We start from the raw sequence: 20096 nt of genomic DNA on the forward strand, positions 1-20096 counted from the left end.
AGGAGCTCATATTATGTCCACTTCAGTGAAACAAAAAACGTACTTCAATTATATCAATGGTGAATGGGTAAAGGCTTCCACAGGAGAAGTGATCCCCATTCAAAATCCTGCCGACAAAGAGGAGGCTGCTGGATATGTGCAGCGCTCAAGTCTCGAAGATGTAAACGCAGCCATCACTGCAGCTCATGAAGCAAAGACGATGTGGCGAGATTTATCAGGTGCAGAACGAGGACAATATCTTTATAAAGCAGCTGATTTGCTGGAAGAACGTCTCGATGACATTGCCATTACTGCTGTAAAAGAAATGGGTAAAACTCTGCCTGAGGCAAAAGGAGAAGCGGCACGCGGTGTAGCCATTCTCCGCTACTATGCCGGCGAAGGAATGCGCAAAGAAGGCGATGTCATTCCTTCTACTGACCGAGAGGCACTCATGTTCACTAAAAGGGTTCCATTAGGTGTTGTAGGCATCATCTCTCCTTGGAATTTCCCTATTGCGATCCCTATTTGGAAAATGGCTCCTGCACTCATTTATGGGAACACGGTCGTCATTAAACCTGCGACAGAAACTGCCGTTACTTGCGCAAAAATCATGGCCTGCTTTGCAGATGCCCACCTTCCAAAAGGAGTAGTCAATATGGTCACAGGATCGGGAGCTGTCGTAGGTCAAGGAATGATTGAACATCCAAATATCCAAGGAATTACATTTACTGGATCAAATGCAACGGGTAAAGCCATCGGTCAGAAAGCCTTTGATCGCGGGATTAAGTATCAGCTTGAAATGGGAGGAAAAAACCCCGTTATCGTAGCCAATGATGCGGATCTTGATCTTGCGGTAGAAGCAGCCATTACAGGAGCCTTCCGGTCAACTGGACAAAAATGTACAGCAACGAGCCGAGTCATTGTCCAAGAAGACATCTATGATGCCTTTAAAGAAAAACTCGTTCAAAAAACGCAAGAGATCACTATTGGGGACAGTTTAAAAAAAGACGTATGGATGGGTCCGATCGCAAGCAAACAGCAGCTTGATCAATGCCTTTCCTATATTGAAACTGGAAAAAAAGAAGGTGCCACCCTCCTTTTTGGCGGGGAACCATTAACAGATGGTGATTATCAGAATGGTTATTTTATTGAGCCTGCTATTTTCGAACATGTCACCTCAGACATGACCATCGCTCAAGAAGAAATATTTGGTCCTGTCATTGCTTTAATCAAAGTGCAAGATATCAATGAAGCATTTCACATTGCCAATGATGTGGTTTTTGGCTTAAGCGCTTCTATTTTCACACAAAATATCGGTCGTATGCTGTCCTTTATTCAGAATATCCAAGCTGGGCTCATTAGAATTAATGCAGAAAGTGCTGGTGTAGAGTTACAGGCACCATTTGGTGGAATGAAACAATCAAGCTCTCATTCTCGTGAACAAGGAGAAGCGGCAAAGGAATTCTTTACAGCCATTCAAACCGTTTTCATTAAATCGTAAAATTGAAGCATTTGAGAGGGCATCTGCCCTCCTCAATTCTCTATTTTAGAAAAGGAGAAGAAATGATGATAAATAACCTCTTCCATGCTTCACAAACTGATAAAAAAACGTCTGTCCGCTGGTTTATCGTCTTCATGCTGTTTCTTGTCACTTCTGTCAATTATGCAGATCGTGCTACCCTTTCTATTGCTGGAGATTCTGTTCAACATGACCTTGGTCTTAGCTCTGTATCAATGGGTTATGTCTTTTCTGCTTTTGGCTGGGCATATGTCATTGGCCAATTGCCTGGCGGTTATTTATTGGATAAATTCGGTTCTAAAATGGTGATTGCCTGCAGTATTTTCTTTTGGTCATTGTTTACATTGTTTCAAGGTGCCATAGGTTTTTTTACAGCGGGTACTGCGATTATTCTCCTTTTTACCCTGCGATTTTTAGTAGGGCTGGCGGAAGCTCCTTCCTTTCCAGGCAATAGCCGTGTAGTGGCTGCATGGTTTCCTAGTTCTGAACGTGGAACAGCTTCTGCTTTCTTTAATTCAGCTCAGTATTTTGCGCTTGTCATTTTCTCTCCAATTATGGGCTGGCTTACACATTCTTTAGGATGGCATTCTGTTTTTGTTGTTATGGGAATCCTCGGTATTTTGCTGTCTTTTCTTTGGATAAAAACCGTCTATAATCCAAAACAACACCCGAAAATTAACGCAGCAGAGCTCGATTACATATCAAAAGGCGGGGCTTTGACCTCAATGGACGATGAAAAGAGCCAGCAAAACAAAGAATCCAAATGGCCATACGTGAAACAATTACTTTCAAATCGGATGTTAATTGGGGTTTATATTGCTCAATATTGCATTACCACCCTCACTTATTTTTTCTTGACGTGGTTTCCTGTGTATCTTGTTCAAGCAAAAGGAATGTCCATTCTCGAAGCAGGTTTTGTTGCTTCCCTGCCAGCTCTCTGCGGTTTTTTAGGCGGAATCCTTGGCGGCTTGTTATCCGATTTTTTATTAAAAAGCGGGAAATCGCTTACTTTCGCACGAAAGACACCCATTATTATCGGCATGCTTCTTTCATGCAGTATGATCATCTGCAACTATACAGAATCTTCATGGATTGTTGTTGCGATTATGTCGCTTGCTTTCTTTGGAAAAGGATTCGGTGCACTTGGCTGGGCCGTTGTATCAGATACCTCCCCAAAGGAATGTGCCGGGTTAAGCGGCGGTTTATTTAATACCTTTGGCAACATTGCATCCATTACAACACCCATTATCATTGGATATATTGTCAATGCGACAGGCTCTTTCAGTGGTGCGCTCGTCTTTGTCGGCAGTAATGCCGTTATTGCAATCTTAAGTTATTTATTCCTTGTGGGTCCCATTAAACGTGTGAAGTTAAAAGAACCCCCTTCAACACCTCCGGCCCAAGTCCCATCCAGCTCTATTTGAAAGCGCTTTATATAAAGGAGGATTTATATGAATCAATACTTAAAAGAAGTCAAAAAGGAACGAGCAAACAATCTCCCTTACATTACTGACATGAAGGTGATTCCTGTTGCCGGCTATGACAGTATGCTTTTGAATCTAAGCGGAGCGCATGGACCTTTTTTCACAAGAAATGTTGTCATACTAACAGACAGCAGCGGCCGTCAAGGAGTCGGAGAAGTTCCCGGCGGTGAAAACATTCGACAAACACTTGAAAAAGCCGCCAGACTTGTCCTCCAAAAACCAATTGGGCAATATCATGCCATCCTGCAATCGGTGCAGCAAACATATCAAGACCTCGATAGAAGCGGGAGAGGCAATCAAACCTTTGACTTACGGACAACAATACATGCTGTTACAGCGATAGAGGCGGCTCTCTTGGATTTATTAGGTCAATTTTTAGAAGAACCGGTTGCCTCTTTATTAGGAACAGGTCAACAAAGACAGGTCGTTGACATGCTTGGGTATTTATTTTACATAGGGGATCAAATGAAAACCCCTCTCCCCTATTTGAAAGAAGATCATTCATCTTGCAGCTGGTTCCGGCTAAGGCGTCAAAAAGCACTAACACCGATGGACATTGTCCGTTTGGCTGAAGCGGCTTATGAACGCTATGGATTTCAGGATTTCAAGTTAAAAGGAGGTGTCTTTTCCGGGGAAGCAGAGATGGAAGCTGTAGAATCTCTTTCAAAACGTTTTCCAAATGCGCGCATCACACTTGATCCTAATGGAGCGTGGTCTCTTGATGAAGCCATTCAGCTTTGCAAAGGAAAACAACATGTGCTTGCATATGCAGAGGATCCATGTGGAGCAGAAGACGGATTCTCATCAAGAGAAATTATGGCCGAATTCAAACGAGCTACCGGCATTCAAGTGGCTACAAATATGATCGCAACTGATTTCCGTCAATTGTCACACGCCATCCAATTACATGCAGTTGATATTCCACTGGCGGACCCGCACTTTTGGACAATGGAAGGTTCAGTTAGAGTCGCTCAAACGTGTCATGATAACGGCTTGACTTGGGGATCGCACTCAAACAACCATTTTGATATTTCTCTGGCCATGTTTACACACGTTGCCGCTGCTGCACCAGGTCATATAACAGCGATTGATACCCACTGGATATGGCAAGATGGCCAGCATTTAACAAGGAACCCACTTTCAATCAAAGAAGGTCGTGTCAAAGTGCCACAAGAACCTGGGCTGGGTATTCAAATTGATCTAGAAAAGATAGAGGAAGCCAACCGTTTATATAAACAAATGAAGCTTGGTGCAAGAAATGATGCCATTCAGATGCAATATCTCATGAATGGCTGGACATTCGACCCGAAAAAACCGTGTTTGATTCGGTAGTTTGACTGTAAATGATTGTATTTCCCTTCATTTTGTCTTACAATTGAACAACTGAAGGGAGAGAATGACTCGTGAATGAAAGTATGGATGAACTTAAATTTGAAACAGTGAATCGAAAAACATTAGCAAAACAAGTCATAGAACGTATCGTTCATTTATTGTCTAGCGGACAATTAAAAGCTGGTGACAAACTGCCAACAGAAATGGAACTCATGGATATTTTATCGGTAAGCCGCCCTGTGTTGCGCGAAGCTTTAAGTTCTCTTGAAACATTAGGCGTTATCACTAGAAAAACACGAGGCGGTACATATTTTAATGATAAAATTAGCAATCAGCCATTTTCAGTTATGCTCGCACTGGCTCAAGATAATTTACCAGCCATTCTAGAAGCTCGTATGGTACTAGAACTAGGCCTTGTCACCGTTGCTGCTGAGAAAATTAGTGATGAAGAATTAAAAAAATTAGAAAGAACCATTGAAATGATTGAGGAAAGTACAGATAACAACTATGGTGAAGCCGATAAAGAATTCCACCGGATTATTGCCTTAAGTGCAAACAATCCAGTTGTTGAAGGCATGATTCAGGCGCTTTTAGTATCACACGCCAAGATTGACAGCCAAATTCCTTATCGAGAAAAAAACGTGACCGTTAATTATCATCAGAAAATTTATGAAGCGCTTCAGCTTAGAGACCCATATCAAGCACACTTCCATATGCATGAACATTTGAAGTTTGTACGTGATAAGATTTTAAAAGGATTAAATCAAACGCCATGATACGGAAGCGGATATGCTTCCTCTCCTCTTAAAAAGACAGCGCTTTCAAAGGAGTGATCTCTTGAATCAAAAAGCAAATGAAGCACCCCTATATATTCAGGTAAGTTCAAAGGATAATGTAGCAATCATCGTAAATGATGGCGGACTACCAGCTGGCACCAGCTTTTCAAGTGGATTGACGTTAACTGAACGCATCCCTCAAGGGCATAAAGTTGCACTTAAGACAATTGAACAGCATGCACCAATTGTGAGATATGGTGAAATCATTGGATACGCTAGCGAAACCATCATACAGGGAAGCTGGGTGAAAGAAGAGCTCGTTCAAATGCCAGCTCCTCCTCCTTTAGACAAATTATCATGCCTAACATACAGCGGTCCTCCGCTTAAAAAGCTTGATGGTTATGAATTTCAGGGATACCGAAATCCAGATCATTCTGTTGGTACTAAAAATATTCTCGGGATTACAACAAGCGTGCAATGTGTCGTTGGGGTTCTTGACTATGCGGTCAAAAAAATCAAGGAAGATCTGCTGCCGAAATATCCAAATGTGGATGACGTAATTCCCCTCCACCACCAATACGGCTGCGGTGTGGCCATTCATGCACCAGATGCGGTCATTCCGATCAGAACCATCCAAAACTTAGCCACACATCCGAACTTTGGCGGAGAAGTGCTCGTCATTGGATTAGGCTGTGAAAAACTCATACCATCACGCATTGTGTCAGAAGAGCGGCAAGACGATATTTTAACATTACAGGAGGAATCAGGCTTTTCTTCAATGATTACCTCCATTCTGAAGGCTGCAGAGCACAAACTAAAGAAACTCAATAGGCGGACACGCGTCCCATGTCCTGTTTCGGATTTAGTGGTAGGCTTACAATGCGGTGGAAGCGATGCATTCTCAGGTGTAACTGCAAACCCCGCCGTTGGATATGCAGCAGACCTCCTTGTCAAAGCAGGAGCAACGGTTCTTTTTTCAGAAGTGACAGAAGTGCGTGATGCCATTCACCTATTAACTCCAAGAACTTTGAATGAAGAAACGAGGCAGGCACTTATACGGGAAATGAAATGGTACGACGACTATTTAAGCAGAGGTCAAGCAGATAGAAGTGCAAATCCTTCCCCAGGAAATAAAAAAGGCGGTTTATCCAATGTCGTAGAAAAGGCGCTTGGTTCTATCGCCAAATCTGGCACAAGTCCAATATCTAGTGTGATTGGGCCTGGTGAGAAAGCGGCCACCAAAGGGCTGATATTTGCTGCGACGCCGGCAAGCGATTTTGTTTGTGGAACACTGCAGCTCGCCTCTGGTATGAATGTACAAATTTTCACAACAGGCCGAGGAACTCCATACAGCCTAGCAGCAGCACCTGTAATAAAAGTTTCTACGAAAACCAGCTTACAGACACAATGGCCGGATCTTATTGATTTTGATGCCGGCCGTATTGCAACCGGAGAAGCAACAATCGAGGAAGTCGGTACAGACCTGTTTCATTATATACTAGATATCGCCAGCGGCCGGAAAGAAACATGGGCCGATCATTGGGGGATTCATAACGATTTGTGTCTATTTAATCCAGCCCCAGTCACATAAAAGAGATGTCCGTTTGAGGACATCTTTTTTTATGATCATTAAGCGAGATATTTCCTATGAACCCCTTTTCCATCATAAGAAAACATCACTTCTTTTCCTTCAAGAACTGACTCGATATGCACACTTCTTCCCCACAGCTGATATAAATACGGAAGGACTTTTTCTAAGTATTTCAGATCAAGTTCAATGCCTTCATACCAATGCTTGATATAAAGTTCGTTATTTTTTAAATAGTCGCCATCGATCACGGTCAAATAAGGAAAGCCGCCATTCACTCTCATACTGACTAACTGATCACGAACCGCCTTCCATTCTTTATCAATGACTTTATAGTCTCTCCCCTGCTTTTGAAACAAGTACAAGTCTTCTCTCATCACAAGGTCTTTCGTTAAGTAGTTTCGAATAAAGGAAATATCCGATTCAATTTCCCTGACTTCAAACATTTTACTGCGGCCAGATCCTTCTTTGACCCCTGCTTTTTTTAATTCTTCACATGGGTTGTTATAGCGTTCTTCAATATCTTCAAAAATTTTCAGCCCTAAATAGTAAGGATTGATGCCTGTTTTAGATGGCTGCACCACACCTGCATTTAATTTCGCAAACTCTATCGATTCACTTGAATCCAAATCAAGCTCCCGCATAATCCGCTGGTGCCAATACGATGCCCAGCCTTCATTCATAATCTTTGTTTCCAGCTGCGGCCAAAAATAGAGCATTTCTTCTCTCAGCATGGTAAGAACATCCCGCTGCCATGGCTCCAGCTCCCGGGAATGCGCTTCAATAAAGAGTAAAAGATCCTTTTCAGGCTTTGGCGGAAATTGCTTAACGGTTTTCTTTTTCTCACGCATTTTCGGCTCATCCATTCCCCACAAATCATCATAAGGCGTTTGACGTTTTGGTTTATCATCTTCACTTTCTTCATCGTCCATATTCCAGCTTAATTTTGATCGAACAAGAGACGGATCAATATGCTCCTGGATAGCCAATACGGCATCTAAAAAGGCTTCGACTTCTTTTGTTCCGTGGATATGCTCATATTCTTTGATCCGCTCTGCCGCTGCTGACATGCTTTCGACCATATCTCGTTTTGTGTTTTGGAAACGGCAATTATTTTTGAAGAAATCACAGTGTGCCAATACATGAGCCACAATTAATTTATTTTGAACGAGCGTATTATTATCTAGTAGAAAGGCGTAGCAAGGATTTGAATTGATGACCAGTTCATAAATTTTGCTTAATCCTAAATCATAATGAAGCTTCATTTTATGAAATTGCTTCCCAAAGCTCCAGTGGCTGAATCGTGTTGGCATTCCATATGCACCGAACGTATAAATAATTTCCGCGGGACAGATTTCATACCTCATCGGATAAAAATCTAGACCAAATCCTTCTGCAATTTCTGTAATTTCATCAATCGCTCTTTGTAAAAGACGTTTTTCAGATACGCTCAAGGAAACCATCCCTCCTCATCGGACTTATCCCTACTATATGAGCGTATGTAAAAAAACATGATGTTCCGCCAACCGTTTAGACGACTTCCATTTCTTTTGTGGATTGCCCGCCAAATGCTTCGAAATGAATATTGCGCGATGGAATTCCAAGCTCTTTTAAAATATGAATGATCTCCTGTGTAAACACCGGGGAACCGCATAGATAAAATTGGCCTTTCCCTTCTCCGATCACCGATTGAAGAAATGGACGGTCAATGCGGGAAGACGCTTTCTCAACAAGCTCACCCTTTCCAGACTGCGCAAATTGTTCGTTACATAGGATGATGCGCCCATGGGAAGCTGAAGCTAGAACGCGTTCAAACTCATTTTCAAAAGCATTTACATCCTCTAATCGATCTGCATGAATCATCGTGAATGTCTGGCTGTTTTGTGCGGCAGTTTTTACTAAACCAATCATTGGAGTGACACCAGACCCAGCACTGATGAAATAAACAGGCTCTTTTGTGTCTCCTTGCAAGCAGAACATTCCCTGCGGCATACTCACTTGAAGAACGTCCCCTTCTTCCATTTCATCATGCAAAAATGTAGACACATGACCATCACGCTTCACTGTAATACGGTAATAAGATGGATGATGCTCGTCTGATAAGCTATATTGTCTGCTGCACATATAGGCTTCTCCTGGCATATCTGCCTGAACCGTAATGTATTGGCCTGCTTGATACAATGGCAGCTCTGATTCATCTTCTGGTACTAAATAAAAAGAGATAAGCGATGGAGATTCTTGCTTCTTTTTCTTAATCACAAACGGCTTCACATCTGCCCATCCGCCTGTCTGTTTCACATTTTCATCCATCATTTCTGCTTCTATGGTCATGAAAATATTCGCAATGATGTCATATGCAGCTTTCCAAGCTAATAAAGTGGCATCTTCTTCTCTTAAGCCAAACACATCTTTCATCGCTTCAATCAGGTGATATCCGACAATTGGGTATTGTTCTTTTTTGACCATGACACTGACATGCTTATGGGCAATTTGTTTGACCGCAGGAAGTAATTCCTCTAATCGATCAATGTGCAGTGCAGCTTGATATAGTGTCGCAGCAAGTGCCTCTGGCTGACTTCCGTTCATCAGATTTGTTTTATTAAATTGATTGAGCAGCTCCGGGTGCTGGCGAATCATATTTTGATAAAAAACAGTGACAAGTTTGGTTCCCTCGGCTTTTAGTAGAGGAGCTGATTGCTTTATTGCATTCATTTGATCTTTAGATAACATCGTCATTCCTTCTTTCAAAAGAAGTATTTTAAATACATCTTTATCGTAATGGATGACAGTCTCTAAAAGCAATATTTATAATACATGTTTTAAATGTTGTCACATTTTACACTTTCTCGAACAGTTTTTGTCTAAAATGTGTTACGATGATACAAAACTCTATTAGGTTTAGAGGTCGTCAAAATGAAACTTACGAATTACACAGATTTCTCATTAAGGGTACTCATTTATTTAGCTTCGAGAGAAAATAATGAACTGTCAAATATTCAGCAGATCGCCGATGTTTATGGCATTTCTAAAAATCATCTGACGAAGGTGATTTATCATCTTGGAAAACGCGGGTATGTGGAAACGATTCGCGGAAGAAATGGCGGGATCAGGCTTGGAAAAAGCCCAGAAAGCATTAATATTGGAGAGGTTGTCCGTTATACAGAGGATGATTTAGTCATGGTTGAATGCTTTGATCCAAAGAAAAACAGCTGCATTATCTCCCCAATTTGTTCATTAAAGCATGTACTTCATGAAGCACTCACTGCTTATTTAAGCGTTCTAGACCGATACACACTAAACGATTTAACACGAAACAAAGATGCTCTTAGAGAGCTCCTGCTTTAAGGCGAAAGAATTTATTCTTTCGTCTTTTTCTTTACCTTCTTGTAATAATAATTTATTTAAAATTATTATAAATAAATATTGACTATCATGTTTGATTCAATATAATTAGGGTATATAGATTGCTAGAAAACACTTTTTTGTTTACAGGAGGAGAAAAGAATGACAAATTCAAATCATAAAAATTTGACAACGAACCAAGGCGTGCCTGTTGGCGATAACCAAAACTCAAGAACAGCTGGTCACCGCGGACCTACCTTTCTTGATGATTACCATTTGATTGAAAAACTCGCACACTTTGATCGTGAACGTATTCCAGAGCGCGTCGTTCATGCAAGAGGCGCCGGCGCTTACGGTGTGTTTGAAGTAGAAAACAGCATGGAGAAACATACAAAAGCAGCCTTCTTAAGTGAAGAAGGAAAACAAACAGACGTTTTTGTTCGCTTCTCCACCGTTATTCATCCGAAAGGTTCACCTGAAACATTGCGTGACCCGCGCGGCTTTGCTGTCAAATTTTATACAGAAGAAGGCAACTATGATCTCGTTGGTAACAACTTGCCGATCTTCTTTATTCGTGATGCATTGAAATTCCCTGATATGGTTCACTCTCTCAAGCCAGATCCTGTAACCAATATTCAAGATCCTGACCGTTATTGGGATTTTATGACCTTAACGCCTGAATCCACTCATATGCTCACATGGCTTTTCTCTGACGAAGGAATCCCTGCAAACTATGCTGAAATGCGCGGTTCTGGTGTGCATACATTTAGATGGGTGAATAAATACGGCGAAGCAAAATATGTAAAATATCACTGGAGACCTTCTGAAGGTATTCGCAACTTATCTATGGAAGAAGCAGCGGAAATTCAAGCAAACGATTTCCAGCATGCGACAAGAGATTTATATGACCGCATTGAAAAAGGCAACTTCCCAGCATGGGACTTATATGTTCAGCTTATGCCGCTTAGCGATTATGATGAACTTGATTATGATCCATGTGACCCAACAAAAACGTGGAGCGAGGAAGATTACCCGCTTCAAAAAGTAGGACGCATGACACTCAACCGCAATCCTGATAACTTCTTTGCTGAAACAGAACAGTCTGCTTTCACGCCAAGTGCATTTGTTCCAGGAATTGAGGCATCTGAAGATAAACTGCTTCAAGGCCGTCTGTTCTCATATCCTGATACGCAGCGCCACCGACTTGGTGCGAACTACATGCGCATTCCGGTTAACTGCCCTTATGCACCTGTACACAATAACCAGCAGGATGGCTTTATGACAACGACTCGTCCAAGCGGTCATATTAACTATGAACCAAACCGCTATGCCGATCAGCCAAAAGAAAACCCTCACTACAAAGAAAGTGAGCCAGTTCTTCACGGTGACCGTATGGTGAGACAAAAAATTGAAAAACCGAACGATTTCAAACAAGCTGGAGAAAAATATCGAAGCTACTCTGAAGAAGAGAAACAAGCATTGATTAAAAACCTCACAGCTGATTTGAAAGATGTGAATGACCAAACAAAATTACTTGCAATCTGCAACTTCTATCGTGCCGATGAAGATTACGGCCAGCGATTAGCAGATTCACTTGGTGTGGATATTCGCGCTTATCTTCAAGGTAGCATGAAGTAATTCCATTTCGAAAAAAATTGTTGGACAAAGGGCTGAAATGATCTTTATTTTAGCCCTTTGTCTTTTTTGACTGAACGCCTCGAGCACCCTTTACAAAAAAAGGTGCTTCTTTATAGTCGAAACACGTTAATACTAATCAAATGACCAGTCACCGGATGAAAATAAATTTCTGCATGTGCGGCAAAGCGAGTTGATCCTTCCTTTACAGTGACGCGAAACACATCTTTTGTCTGCTCATCATTCACTTCTGTCCGGCCAATGTAATGATAATCATTTAAAGCGGCACCTTTATATTCATCTTTAAACGCTGTGTACGCAAGTCTTTCCCAATTTTCAAACGGCAGCACCGCTGCTTTTGATGCAGGATGAATCATCAAACTGCCAAGCAAAACGATTCCTGCTGCAATAAGCATCCACCATTTCGGCTGCATGATATCATTGAACTCACTTTCATATATGTTTTGTTTAGGTTTAGCAAGCCTGTCCTTTTTCATACATGAAGCAATTATTCAGCCTATAATTCCCGGTACACGATTGATGCGGACACCAACTTTTCCCCTGAAAAAGTCGATATGATCCGAGCAAACTAATGAAGACTTCTCAAGGGAAAGGAGAAGGTTTAATGAATGTGGCGGATTATGATAAAGCACTTTATTATACGCATCGCTCGCAATGGGATAATTTACTTATTCTTATGGTACGTACGCAAGATGATTTGCTCTCGAAACGTATTGAGCATTTCTTACATGCGTATCAATTTAACCGGAACGATGCAGATGTTGAAAAATGTTTATATGGGCTCCTGCAGTACATTGATCATGCTTCAGAGGCTGCTGCTTCTGAAGTTTATTCACAACCGATGTACACATAAAGAAAAAGGGCTAAAATGAATTTTTTTTAGCCCTTCCCTTTTATATACAATTAGCAGTGCGCTGTAATGGGAAGCGTTAGAGATAATGTATGGATCGCAAGCTTATTCAAGTTCTCTTTTAATTTGTCATCATGACGAAAATCACTTACTAATTCATATGCCTCCACTAGATCCCCTCCTATTTTACATTCACCTGTGATTGACCGGTTCATCACCTCCTTTAAAATAAAAAAAGACTTGATGAGCATACACTCATCAAGTCTTTTATGGTTTTTCTATTAGAAATTAGACTGTTCATGCTTCTCTTTTTTATTCAATTCATTGAATTGAATGAGCGCTTAAACGTTTTAGCATGACGCCTAGATCTCCTTCTGTCATAGCAGCTCTTTCAGCTGATTTTTTTGATAATCCACTGCATACAGAGCCGCTTGGGTTCGATCTGCCAGCTCTAATTTTGATAATACATGAGATACGTGCGTTTTGACAGTTTTTTCAGAAATAAACAGCGATGAGGCAATTTCTTTGTTGCTTTTGCCTTTTGCAATCTCAAATAAGACATCTCGCTCTCTATTGGTGAGCTCTTTCATCAATGCCCATTTCTGCTCTTTTGGCTCTGTCAGATGCTGCACGAGAAAGGTCGTGATATGACCATCTAACTGGTAGGTGCCATTTTGAACTTCAATCATGGTCGAAAGCAGCTTTTCTGGTGCTACATCCTTTAATTGATAGGCTTTCGCCCCTGCTTGAATGGCGGGAATGACATAATCTTTATCCGCATAGCTTGTCAGGATCACAATGCGGGAGTCCGGCATTTCCAGCGTCATTTGTTTCGTTGCCTCAATGCCATTCATTACAGGCATAGACAAATCCATTAAGACAATGTCAGGCCGGGTTTCTCTGACAACCTCTAATGCCTCTTGCCCATTGGACGCCTCACCAACGATGTCCACATCAGACTGTGTCTGCAAGAAAAACACAAGCCCTTTTCTCACAATATGATGATCATCTGCAATGACAACTCTCATGACGATCCCTTCCTTTCTTGTGAAAATGGCACTTTTACATGAATCGTAGTTCCTTTACCTAACTCTGAATGGATACAAAATGTACCACCTGCTCTTCGGATGCGGTCAGACATCCCTTTCAGCCCAAGTGAAGGAAGGCTCATCTGCTCGTCATATTGAAAACCTTTTCCGTGGTCAATGATTTTCATCTCCAACGTGTCTTTTGATTGCTCAAGCTTGACCTCGACTTCTTCTACTTCCGCATGTTTTTGACAGTTATTGAGCGCTTCTTGACATACCCGAAACAAAGTTTCATTGTGAGAATGGTCCATTTCTATACAGCCTGATAAAGATAAAGTGCAGCGTAATCCTAAAAGCTGTGCATACTCTTCAATTGCTGTCGTAAACCCTTTTTCAAGGCCTCTGGGTCTCAGCTGCCAAATGAGTGACCGCATTTCAATCAGAGCATCTTGTGACAAATGCTGAATAAAATCAATCATTTCCCCTAGATGTTGATCGCTTGTCATTTGCCGTGCAGCCTTAGCAGTCAGACTCACAGAGAACAGCATTTGGTTGACAGAATCATGCAAGTCCTGTGCGAGCCGGTTTCTTTCTTCCAGAAGTGCGTGCTGCTGTTCATTTTGCACAAGCTTCATCCGCTGAATGGCGGTGCCAATTTGAAGTGCAATGCTTTCAAGCAAATTCAGCTCCTCTTGCGTAAATGTGACTTTTCCTTTTGCCGCCACATTTAATAAGCCGAACGTACGCTTACACGCTTTTAGCGGTACAGTCGCATGATGAGTAATTCCTTCTGTATCCCCAAACTTTTCTTCAATTGCCGTTTCAATCCGTTTGCAGTTAATAATATTGGTGGCTGATTGCAGCGAGCCTTTTGTGTATCGGTTGATGCAATAACAATCATTTTGACACATGAGCTGCTTTTGATGCTTTGCAAGTGCTTCAGGTAAGGAAACCTCTGCCATCAGTTCATATGACCCGTCTTTTTCTATAAAATAAATCCATGCTGAATGAAAGCCTGTGACATCCATCAGCATATGGAGCACTTCATGGAGCGTTTCTTTCATTTCCATGCCTTCATTTAGCTTTTCAGCAATTTCTTTTAACGTTTTTAATGTTTCAACCTTCTCTTGGTATTCTCCCATACTGTTTACCCCCGGCATTTGCAGCCTTCACTTATCATTACGCTCATTATACCATGAGCCCCCTCGTCGCTCTTTCTCCAAAAGAATGATTTCTTCTCATCCTTTTGGCTGAGAAAAGGCCATCATGCATTCATACACGATGGCCTTGTCTTTCGTTATTTCGCTGTTTCTTCCACAATATCATAAACGACTTTCATCACTTCTTCTGACAAATGCTTTAGCTTTTCTTCACTATCTGTTAAAGACGTGCCTTTGACTGCAATATAAAATTTCACTTTAGGCTCAGTGCCGGAAGGTCTTAAGCAGAACCACGAACCATCCTCAAGGAAATATTTCAGCACATTTGATGCTGGCAGGTGAATGGTTTCCTCTTTCTTTTCAGCCACAAGTTGTCTTTGACTTGATTGATAATCCTCAATCACTGTGATGCGCTGCCCTGCGATGGCAGCTGGCGGATTTGTTCTAAAGGTATGAAGGATCGCTGAAATCTGCTCTGCTCCTTCTTTTCCTTTTAAGGTTAACGACTTTAATCCTTCCCGGTAAAATCCAAATTGCTTAAAAATATCGACAAGCGCATCGTACAAGGACTTGCCCTGCTTTTTATAGAAAGCAGCAACTTCAACGGCTAAAAGTGCCGCTTGCACCGCATCTTTATCTCGGGCAAAGTCACCGATTAAATAGCCATAGCTCTCTTCATAACCGAATTGAAACGTGTATTCTCCGCTCTTTTCAAACTGCTTAATTTTTTCTCCAATAAATTTAAAGCCTGTGAGGGTGTCTATCGTGTCGGCACCAAAAGCTGATGCTACAGCGCGCCCAAGCTCACTTGTGACAATGGTTTTCATCACAACGGGACGAGGCGGCAATTGACCCAGCTTTTGTTTTTCAGACAATAAATAATGAAGCAGCAGGGCGCCTGTCTGGTTGCCTGTTAAGACAGTAAATTCTCCTTCGTGATCTCTGACCGCAATGCCTAACCTGTCAGCGTCTGGGTCTGTGGCAATGAGAATATCTGCATTTTGTTTTTCACCAAGCTTGATGGCGTACTCAAATGCTGCATGCTCCTCTGGATTCGGCGAGGTCACTGTTGAGAATTGTGGATCTGGTTTTTCCTGCTCAGGCACAACAGTGACATGCTGATATCCAAGAGCCTGCAGCCCGTTTCTGACAGGGTGATTGGCTGTCCCATGAAGCGGAGTAAACACGACTTTGACATCGACCTCATGTGCCAGCTCAGGGTGCACACTAATAGTTTTTAATTTTTCAATATAAGCATGGTCGATTTCTTCTCCGATTATTTTGATCAGCCCTTGCTGTTTCAACGTTTCTTCAGAATCAACTGAAATCGACAGTTCATTTTCAATTGCATCTACTTCTTGAATGACTTGATCTGCTTCAAATGGAGGCAGCTGCCCGCCATCTTCACCATACACTTTATAGCCATTATATTCTGGTGGATTATGACTTGCTGTCACGACGATTCCAGCAAATGCATGCAGCTCACGAACCGCAAAGGAGAGCTCTGGTGTCGGACGCAATTCATTAAATACGTACGTTTGAATGCCCTGTGAAGCAAGTGTTCTGGCTGCTTCCATTGCAAATTCAGGCGATTTATGGCGTGAATCATATGCAATGGCGACGCCTCTTCTTTTTGCATCCTCTCCATGTTTCGCAATATACGCAGCAAGACCTGCTGATGCTTTACGAACAGTGTACACATTCATTCGGTTCGTGCCTGCACCAATCTCACCGCGCATTCCTCCAGTGCCGAACTCAAGGTTTTTGTAGAAACAGTCTTCAAGGGCCTGGTGGTCATCTTGATGCGTCTCCAGCCATTCCTTTAGTTCAGTATCCAGGTGCTTCTCATTGATCCATCGCTCATAATTCGTCTTCCAACTCATGGTCGTCCTCCCCAGCTCTTATCATCAATAAAATAACATCTACTGTTATTTTATATGGAATCATCCTTTATGTCATGCTATATCATTAGCAGTTGGAAAAAATGCTGCACAAATAAAAAAAGCCGATACATGATCGGCTTTCAGTTTGTTCACAAAGGGTTAAAATGATCTTGCTTTAGCCCTTTGTCTTCTTTTTATTCAGCATCAAGCGGTACGACTGCTTCATGGAATAGTTGATCTAATTCTGTTTGATATTTCTGTTTTGCTGCTTCATCCCAGCCAAAACGTTCTGCCATATAATCGATGACTGGCTGTGCATATTTTTTTGCCCAATTGATATTAAATAATAGGCTTCCTGTTCTTCTTAAGAAGAAGTCAACAGGAGTAACGGCTAATTCTTCTTCAATCGCATAGACAAGCTCTGCCAGTACATACGCTGGAATATTTCGTTTGTCTGCTTCCCCTTGAAGCTGCTCGACACGTTTGAAGAGACTGCTGACATTTGAGCCATATTTTTCAGCTAGTTTTTGTGCAATCGGTTCTGTTAAACCAACAGATGCACCTTCTGCTGTTTTCGCTTGAACAAAGGCTGCCATGTTTTTAGATCCGCCTACATGGCCGCCTGAGATTGGCATATGTTTTGTTTTACACGGTCCATAATCTTTGCCCGTTTCCTGTTTCAGTCCATCACGTACTAGATCGACAATATGCTCAGCCATTTTACGGTAGCCTGTTAATTTACCGCCAGCAATGGTGATTAAGCCTGAAGATGATGTCCACACTTCATCTTTACGAGAAATTTCTGAAGGATCCTTGCCCTCTTCATGAATGAGCGGACGAAGACCGGCCCAATTGGATTCTACATCTTTTTCTGTAATATTGAGATCAGGGAACATGTACTGAATCGCTTGGATGACATAGTCACGATCGGCCTTTGTCATACGCGGGTGCTCCAGCTGTTTCTTGTACACTGTATCTGTTGTTCCAACGTACGTTTTGCCTTCTCTTGGAATGGCAAAGACCATACGTTTATCAGGTGTGTCAAAGTAAATCGCTTGTTTTAATGGAAAGACCGATTGGTCAAATACTAAGTGAATTCCTTTTGTATGCTGTAAATGTTTTCCTTCTTTTGAGTGGTCCTTGTCTCTCAGCTGATCTACCCATGGACCTGTCGCATTGACGATCTTCTTCGCATACACATCGTAGGTTTTCTGTGTCATGACATCTTCAATGACAACACCAACCACTTTGCCTTTATCATAAATAAATTCTTTTACTTTCGCATAGTTGACCGCCTCCGCTCCAAATTTCACAGCCTCTTTCATGACTTCGATTGTGAGGCGTGCATCATCTGTACGGTATTCAACATAGTAGCCGCCGCCTTTTAAGCCGTCCTTTTTGACAAGCGGTTCTTTTTCAAGTGTTTCTTTTGCACTTAGCATGCTTCTGCGTTCGCTATGCTTTACGCCAGCTAAAAAGTCATACACTCTAAGCCCAATAGAGGTTGAAAACTTACCAAATGTCCCGCCTTTATGCATCGGAAGAAGCATCCATTCTGGCGTTGTGACATGAGGACCATTTTCGTATACAATGGCACGCTCTTTACCGACCTCTGCGACCATTTTCACTTCAAATTGTTTTAAATAACGAAGTCCGCCGTGCACTAGTTTCGTTGAGCGGCTAGACGTACCTGCAGCGAAATCCTGCATTTCTGCAAGACCGACACGCATTCCGCGTGAAGCCGCGTCAAGTGCTGTACCAGCGCCTGTTATACCCCCACCAATGATAAACACATCATATGGTTTTTTTGTCATTTCCTGCAGCATTTGTTCTCTTTCTAAGCTAGAAAAAGTCATCTCTTGTTCCTCCCATGTTGTACGGTAAAGAAAAAGAGACCGCAAACACCCAAAGCGTATTTCTACACTTCGGTGCCTGCGGTCTCTCCAGTTCTCCAACCGTTCTATTAACTTACTTTGAAGTATACCATACTTTTGGTTTATTTGAAAGCTTGAGCTGCTTTTACAGCCTTTTTCCACCCGCTGTATAACGAGTCGCGGCTGTCCTCTTCCATTTTAGGGTCAAAGCGCTTGTCAAGGTTCCATTGTTTTGCAATGTCTGAACGGTCGTTCCAGAAGCCAACTGCTATTCCCGCAAGATAGGCCGCACCGAGTGCCGTCGTTTCATTAATTTCTGGACGCTCTACTGGTACATCCAGCAAATCACTTTGGAAGCCCATTAAGAAATCATTCTTTACAGCTCCGCCATCCACACGCAACGTTTTTAATGAGATGTTTGAATCCTTTTCCATCGCATCTAAAACATCCTTCGTTTGATAAGCAAGTGATTCTAACGTTGCACGGACAAAGTGCTCTTTAGAAGTACCGCGTGTTAATCCGAATACAGCGCCTCTGACATCACTGTCCCAGTATGGTGTGCCTAGACCAACGAATGCTGGAACGACATATACGCCCTCTGTTGACTCAACGCGCTTTGCATAGGCTTCGCTGTCTTTTGAGTCTTTAAACATTCTCAGTCCGTCGCGCAGCCACTGAATCGCTGAACCAGCTACGAAAATACTTCCCTCTAAAGCATATTCAACTTTACCGTCAATGCCCCATGCAATTGTCGTTAATAAACCATGATCCGACTTAATTGCTTTTTCCCCTGTATTCATCAACATGAAACATCCTGTACCATACGTGTTCTTCGCCATTCCTTCTTCAAAGCAAGCCTGACCGAATAGTGCAGACTGCTGGTCTCCCGCCGCTCCTGCAATCGGGATATTTCTGCCGAAGAAGTGATAGTCTGTTGTTTCACCATAGATGTGTGAGGATGGTTTCACCTCTGGAAGCATAGAAGCAGGTACGCCAAGAATATCAAGTAATTCTTCATCCCATTTCAGATCGTAAATGTTGAACATTAATGTTCTTGACGCGTTGGAGTAATCTGTGACGTGTGATTGACCGCCTGTCATCTTCCAAATGAGCCATGTATCAATTGTGCCAAACAGCAAGTCGCCATTTTCTGCTTTCTCACGAGCACCTTCTACATTATCTAAAATCCATTTTACTTTTGTCCCTGAGAAATAAGCATCAATGAGAAGACCCGTTTTATTTCTAAACGTTTCATTGTGTCCTTGCGCTTTTAACTCTTCACAAATGCCAGACGTTTGTCTAGACTGCCAAACAATTGCATTATAAACGGGTGCGCCTGTATGTTTATCCCAAACAACTGCTGTCTCACGCTGGTTCGTAATTCCGATACCGGCGATTTGATCTGCTTCAATGCCTGATTCAATTAAAGCAGTTGAAATGACGGATAGAACAGAGCTCCAAATTTCATTTGCATTATGTTCTACCCAGCCTGGGTTCGGAAAATATTGATTAAATTCCTTCTGTGCTGTATGAGCAATTTTGCCTTCTTGATCAAATAAGATCGCTCTTGAGCTTGTTGTCCCTTGATCTAAAGCGAGAATATATTTTTCTTTTGCCATGATGTT

Annotated in this window: 16 protein-coding genes; 8 read left to right on the forward strand and 8 right to left on the reverse strand. The window is 42.0% G+C overall.

The features are described 5' to 3' along the window. The first annotated feature begins 13 nt into the window (after positions 1–13). From gucD to garD, 5 genes are all read left to right on the forward strand, one after another. Positions 14–1480 carry an alpha-ketoglutaric semialdehyde dehydrogenase GucD gene (gucD, locus tag BA81_RS11610; RefSeq protein WP_034282252.1) on the forward strand — a complete coding sequence of 489 codons (1467 nt, stop codon included), beginning with the start codon at positions 14–16 and terminating at the stop codon, positions 1478–1480. Between the two features lie 65 nt (positions 1481–1545). Then, the gene (locus BA81_RS11615; protein WP_046310382.1) at positions 1546–2922 is read left to right on the forward strand and encodes an MFS transporter; all 1377 of its coding nucleotides are present in this window, start codon (positions 1546–1548) and stop codon (positions 2920–2922) included. 27 nt (positions 2923–2949) lie between these two features. Next, a complete protein-coding gene (locus BA81_RS11620) occupies positions 2950–4314 on the forward strand; it encodes an enolase C-terminal domain-like protein (protein ID WP_034282254.1) in 1365 nt (454 codons plus the stop codon). Between the two features lie 83 nt (positions 4315–4397). Further along, positions 4398–5090, forward strand: a complete 693-nt coding sequence (locus BA81_RS11625; protein ID WP_198423012.1) for a FadR/GntR family transcriptional regulator — start codon at positions 4398–4400, stop codon at positions 5088–5090. A 13-nt stretch (positions 5091–5103) separates the two neighbouring features. Continuing rightward, positions 5104–6681 carry a galactarate dehydratase gene (gene garD, locus BA81_RS11630; protein WP_051627351.1) on the forward strand — a complete coding sequence of 526 codons (1578 nt, stop codon included), beginning with the start codon at positions 5104–5106 and terminating at the stop codon, positions 6679–6681. 38 nt (positions 6682–6719) lie between these two features. On the opposite strand, the gene BA81_RS11635 is transcribed toward garD, so the two are convergent. Together BA81_RS11635 and BA81_RS11640 are read right to left on the reverse strand one after the other, a co-directional pair. Further along, positions 6720–8141 carry a SpoVR family protein gene (locus tag BA81_RS11635; protein WP_369810444.1) on the reverse strand — a complete coding sequence of 474 codons (1422 nt, stop codon included), beginning with the start codon at positions 8139–8141 and terminating at the stop codon, positions 6720–6722. Between the two features lie 67 nt (positions 8142–8208). Continuing rightward, positions 8209–9408 (reverse strand): globin domain-containing protein, encoded by a 1200-nt coding sequence (locus tag BA81_RS11640; RefSeq protein ID WP_034282260.1) that lies wholly within the window; start codon positions 9406–9408, stop codon positions 8209–8211. 183 nt (positions 9409–9591) lie between these two features. Between BA81_RS11640 and BA81_RS11645 the strand changes: the two genes are divergently transcribed. Then, positions 9592–10023 (forward strand): Rrf2 family transcriptional regulator, encoded by a 432-nt coding sequence (locus tag BA81_RS11645; protein ID WP_034282262.1) that lies wholly within the window; start codon positions 9592–9594, stop codon positions 10021–10023. 159 nt (positions 10024–10182) lie between these two features. Further along, positions 10183–11658, forward strand: a complete 1476-nt coding sequence (locus BA81_RS11650; RefSeq protein ID WP_034282264.1) for a catalase — start codon at positions 10183–10185, stop codon at positions 11656–11658. Between the two features lie 110 nt (positions 11659–11768). Here the strand turns inward: BA81_RS11650 and BA81_RS11655 are convergent, their stop codons facing one another. After that, positions 11769–12032 (reverse strand): YqzG/YhdC family protein, encoded by a 264-nt coding sequence (locus BA81_RS11655; protein WP_227001728.1) that lies wholly within the window; start codon positions 12030–12032, stop codon positions 11769–11771. A 248-nt stretch (positions 12033–12280) separates the two neighbouring features. Between BA81_RS11655 and BA81_RS11660 the strand changes: the two genes are divergently transcribed. After that, positions 12281–12529, forward strand: coding sequence for a YhdB family protein (locus BA81_RS11660; protein WP_024426598.1), 249 nt, complete (start codon positions 12281–12283; stop codon positions 12527–12529). A 374-nt stretch (positions 12530–12903) separates the two neighbouring features. On the opposite strand, the gene BA81_RS11665 is transcribed toward BA81_RS11660, so the two are convergent. The 5 genes from BA81_RS11665 to glpK form a co-directional block, all read right to left on the reverse strand. Continuing rightward, on the reverse strand, positions 12904–13554 hold the full coding sequence (locus BA81_RS11665) for a response regulator (RefSeq protein WP_034282267.1): 651 nt from the start codon (positions 13552–13554) through the stop codon (positions 12904–12906). After that, positions 13551–14696, reverse strand: a complete 1146-nt coding sequence (locus BA81_RS11670) for a GAF domain-containing sensor histidine kinase (protein ID WP_034282268.1) — start codon at positions 14694–14696, stop codon at positions 13551–13553. Before BA81_RS11670 ends, BA81_RS11665 begins: the two co-directional genes overlap by 4 nt. Positions 14697–14851: 155 nt before the next feature. Further along, positions 14852–16597: a phospho-sugar mutase gene (locus tag BA81_RS11675; protein ID WP_034282270.1), complete on the reverse strand. Its 1746-nt coding sequence runs from the start codon at positions 16595–16597 to the stop codon at positions 14852–14854. Between the two features lie 194 nt (positions 16598–16791). After that, positions 16792–18453, reverse strand: a complete 1662-nt coding sequence (glpD, locus tag BA81_RS11680) for a glycerol-3-phosphate dehydrogenase (RefSeq protein ID WP_034282271.1) — start codon at positions 18451–18453, stop codon at positions 16792–16794. A 140-nt stretch (positions 18454–18593) separates the two neighbouring features. Continuing rightward, the gene (glpK, locus tag BA81_RS11685) at positions 18594–20090 is read right to left on the reverse strand and encodes a glycerol kinase GlpK (RefSeq protein WP_034282273.1); all 1497 of its coding nucleotides are present in this window, start codon (positions 20088–20090) and stop codon (positions 18594–18596) included. Between the last annotated feature and the right edge of the window lie 6 nt (positions 20091–20096).

The sequence above is a fragment of the Bacillus safensis FO-36b genome, from assembly GCF_000691165.1.
Taxonomy (GTDB): Bacteria; Bacillota; Bacilli; order Bacillales; family Bacillaceae; genus Bacillus; species Bacillus safensis.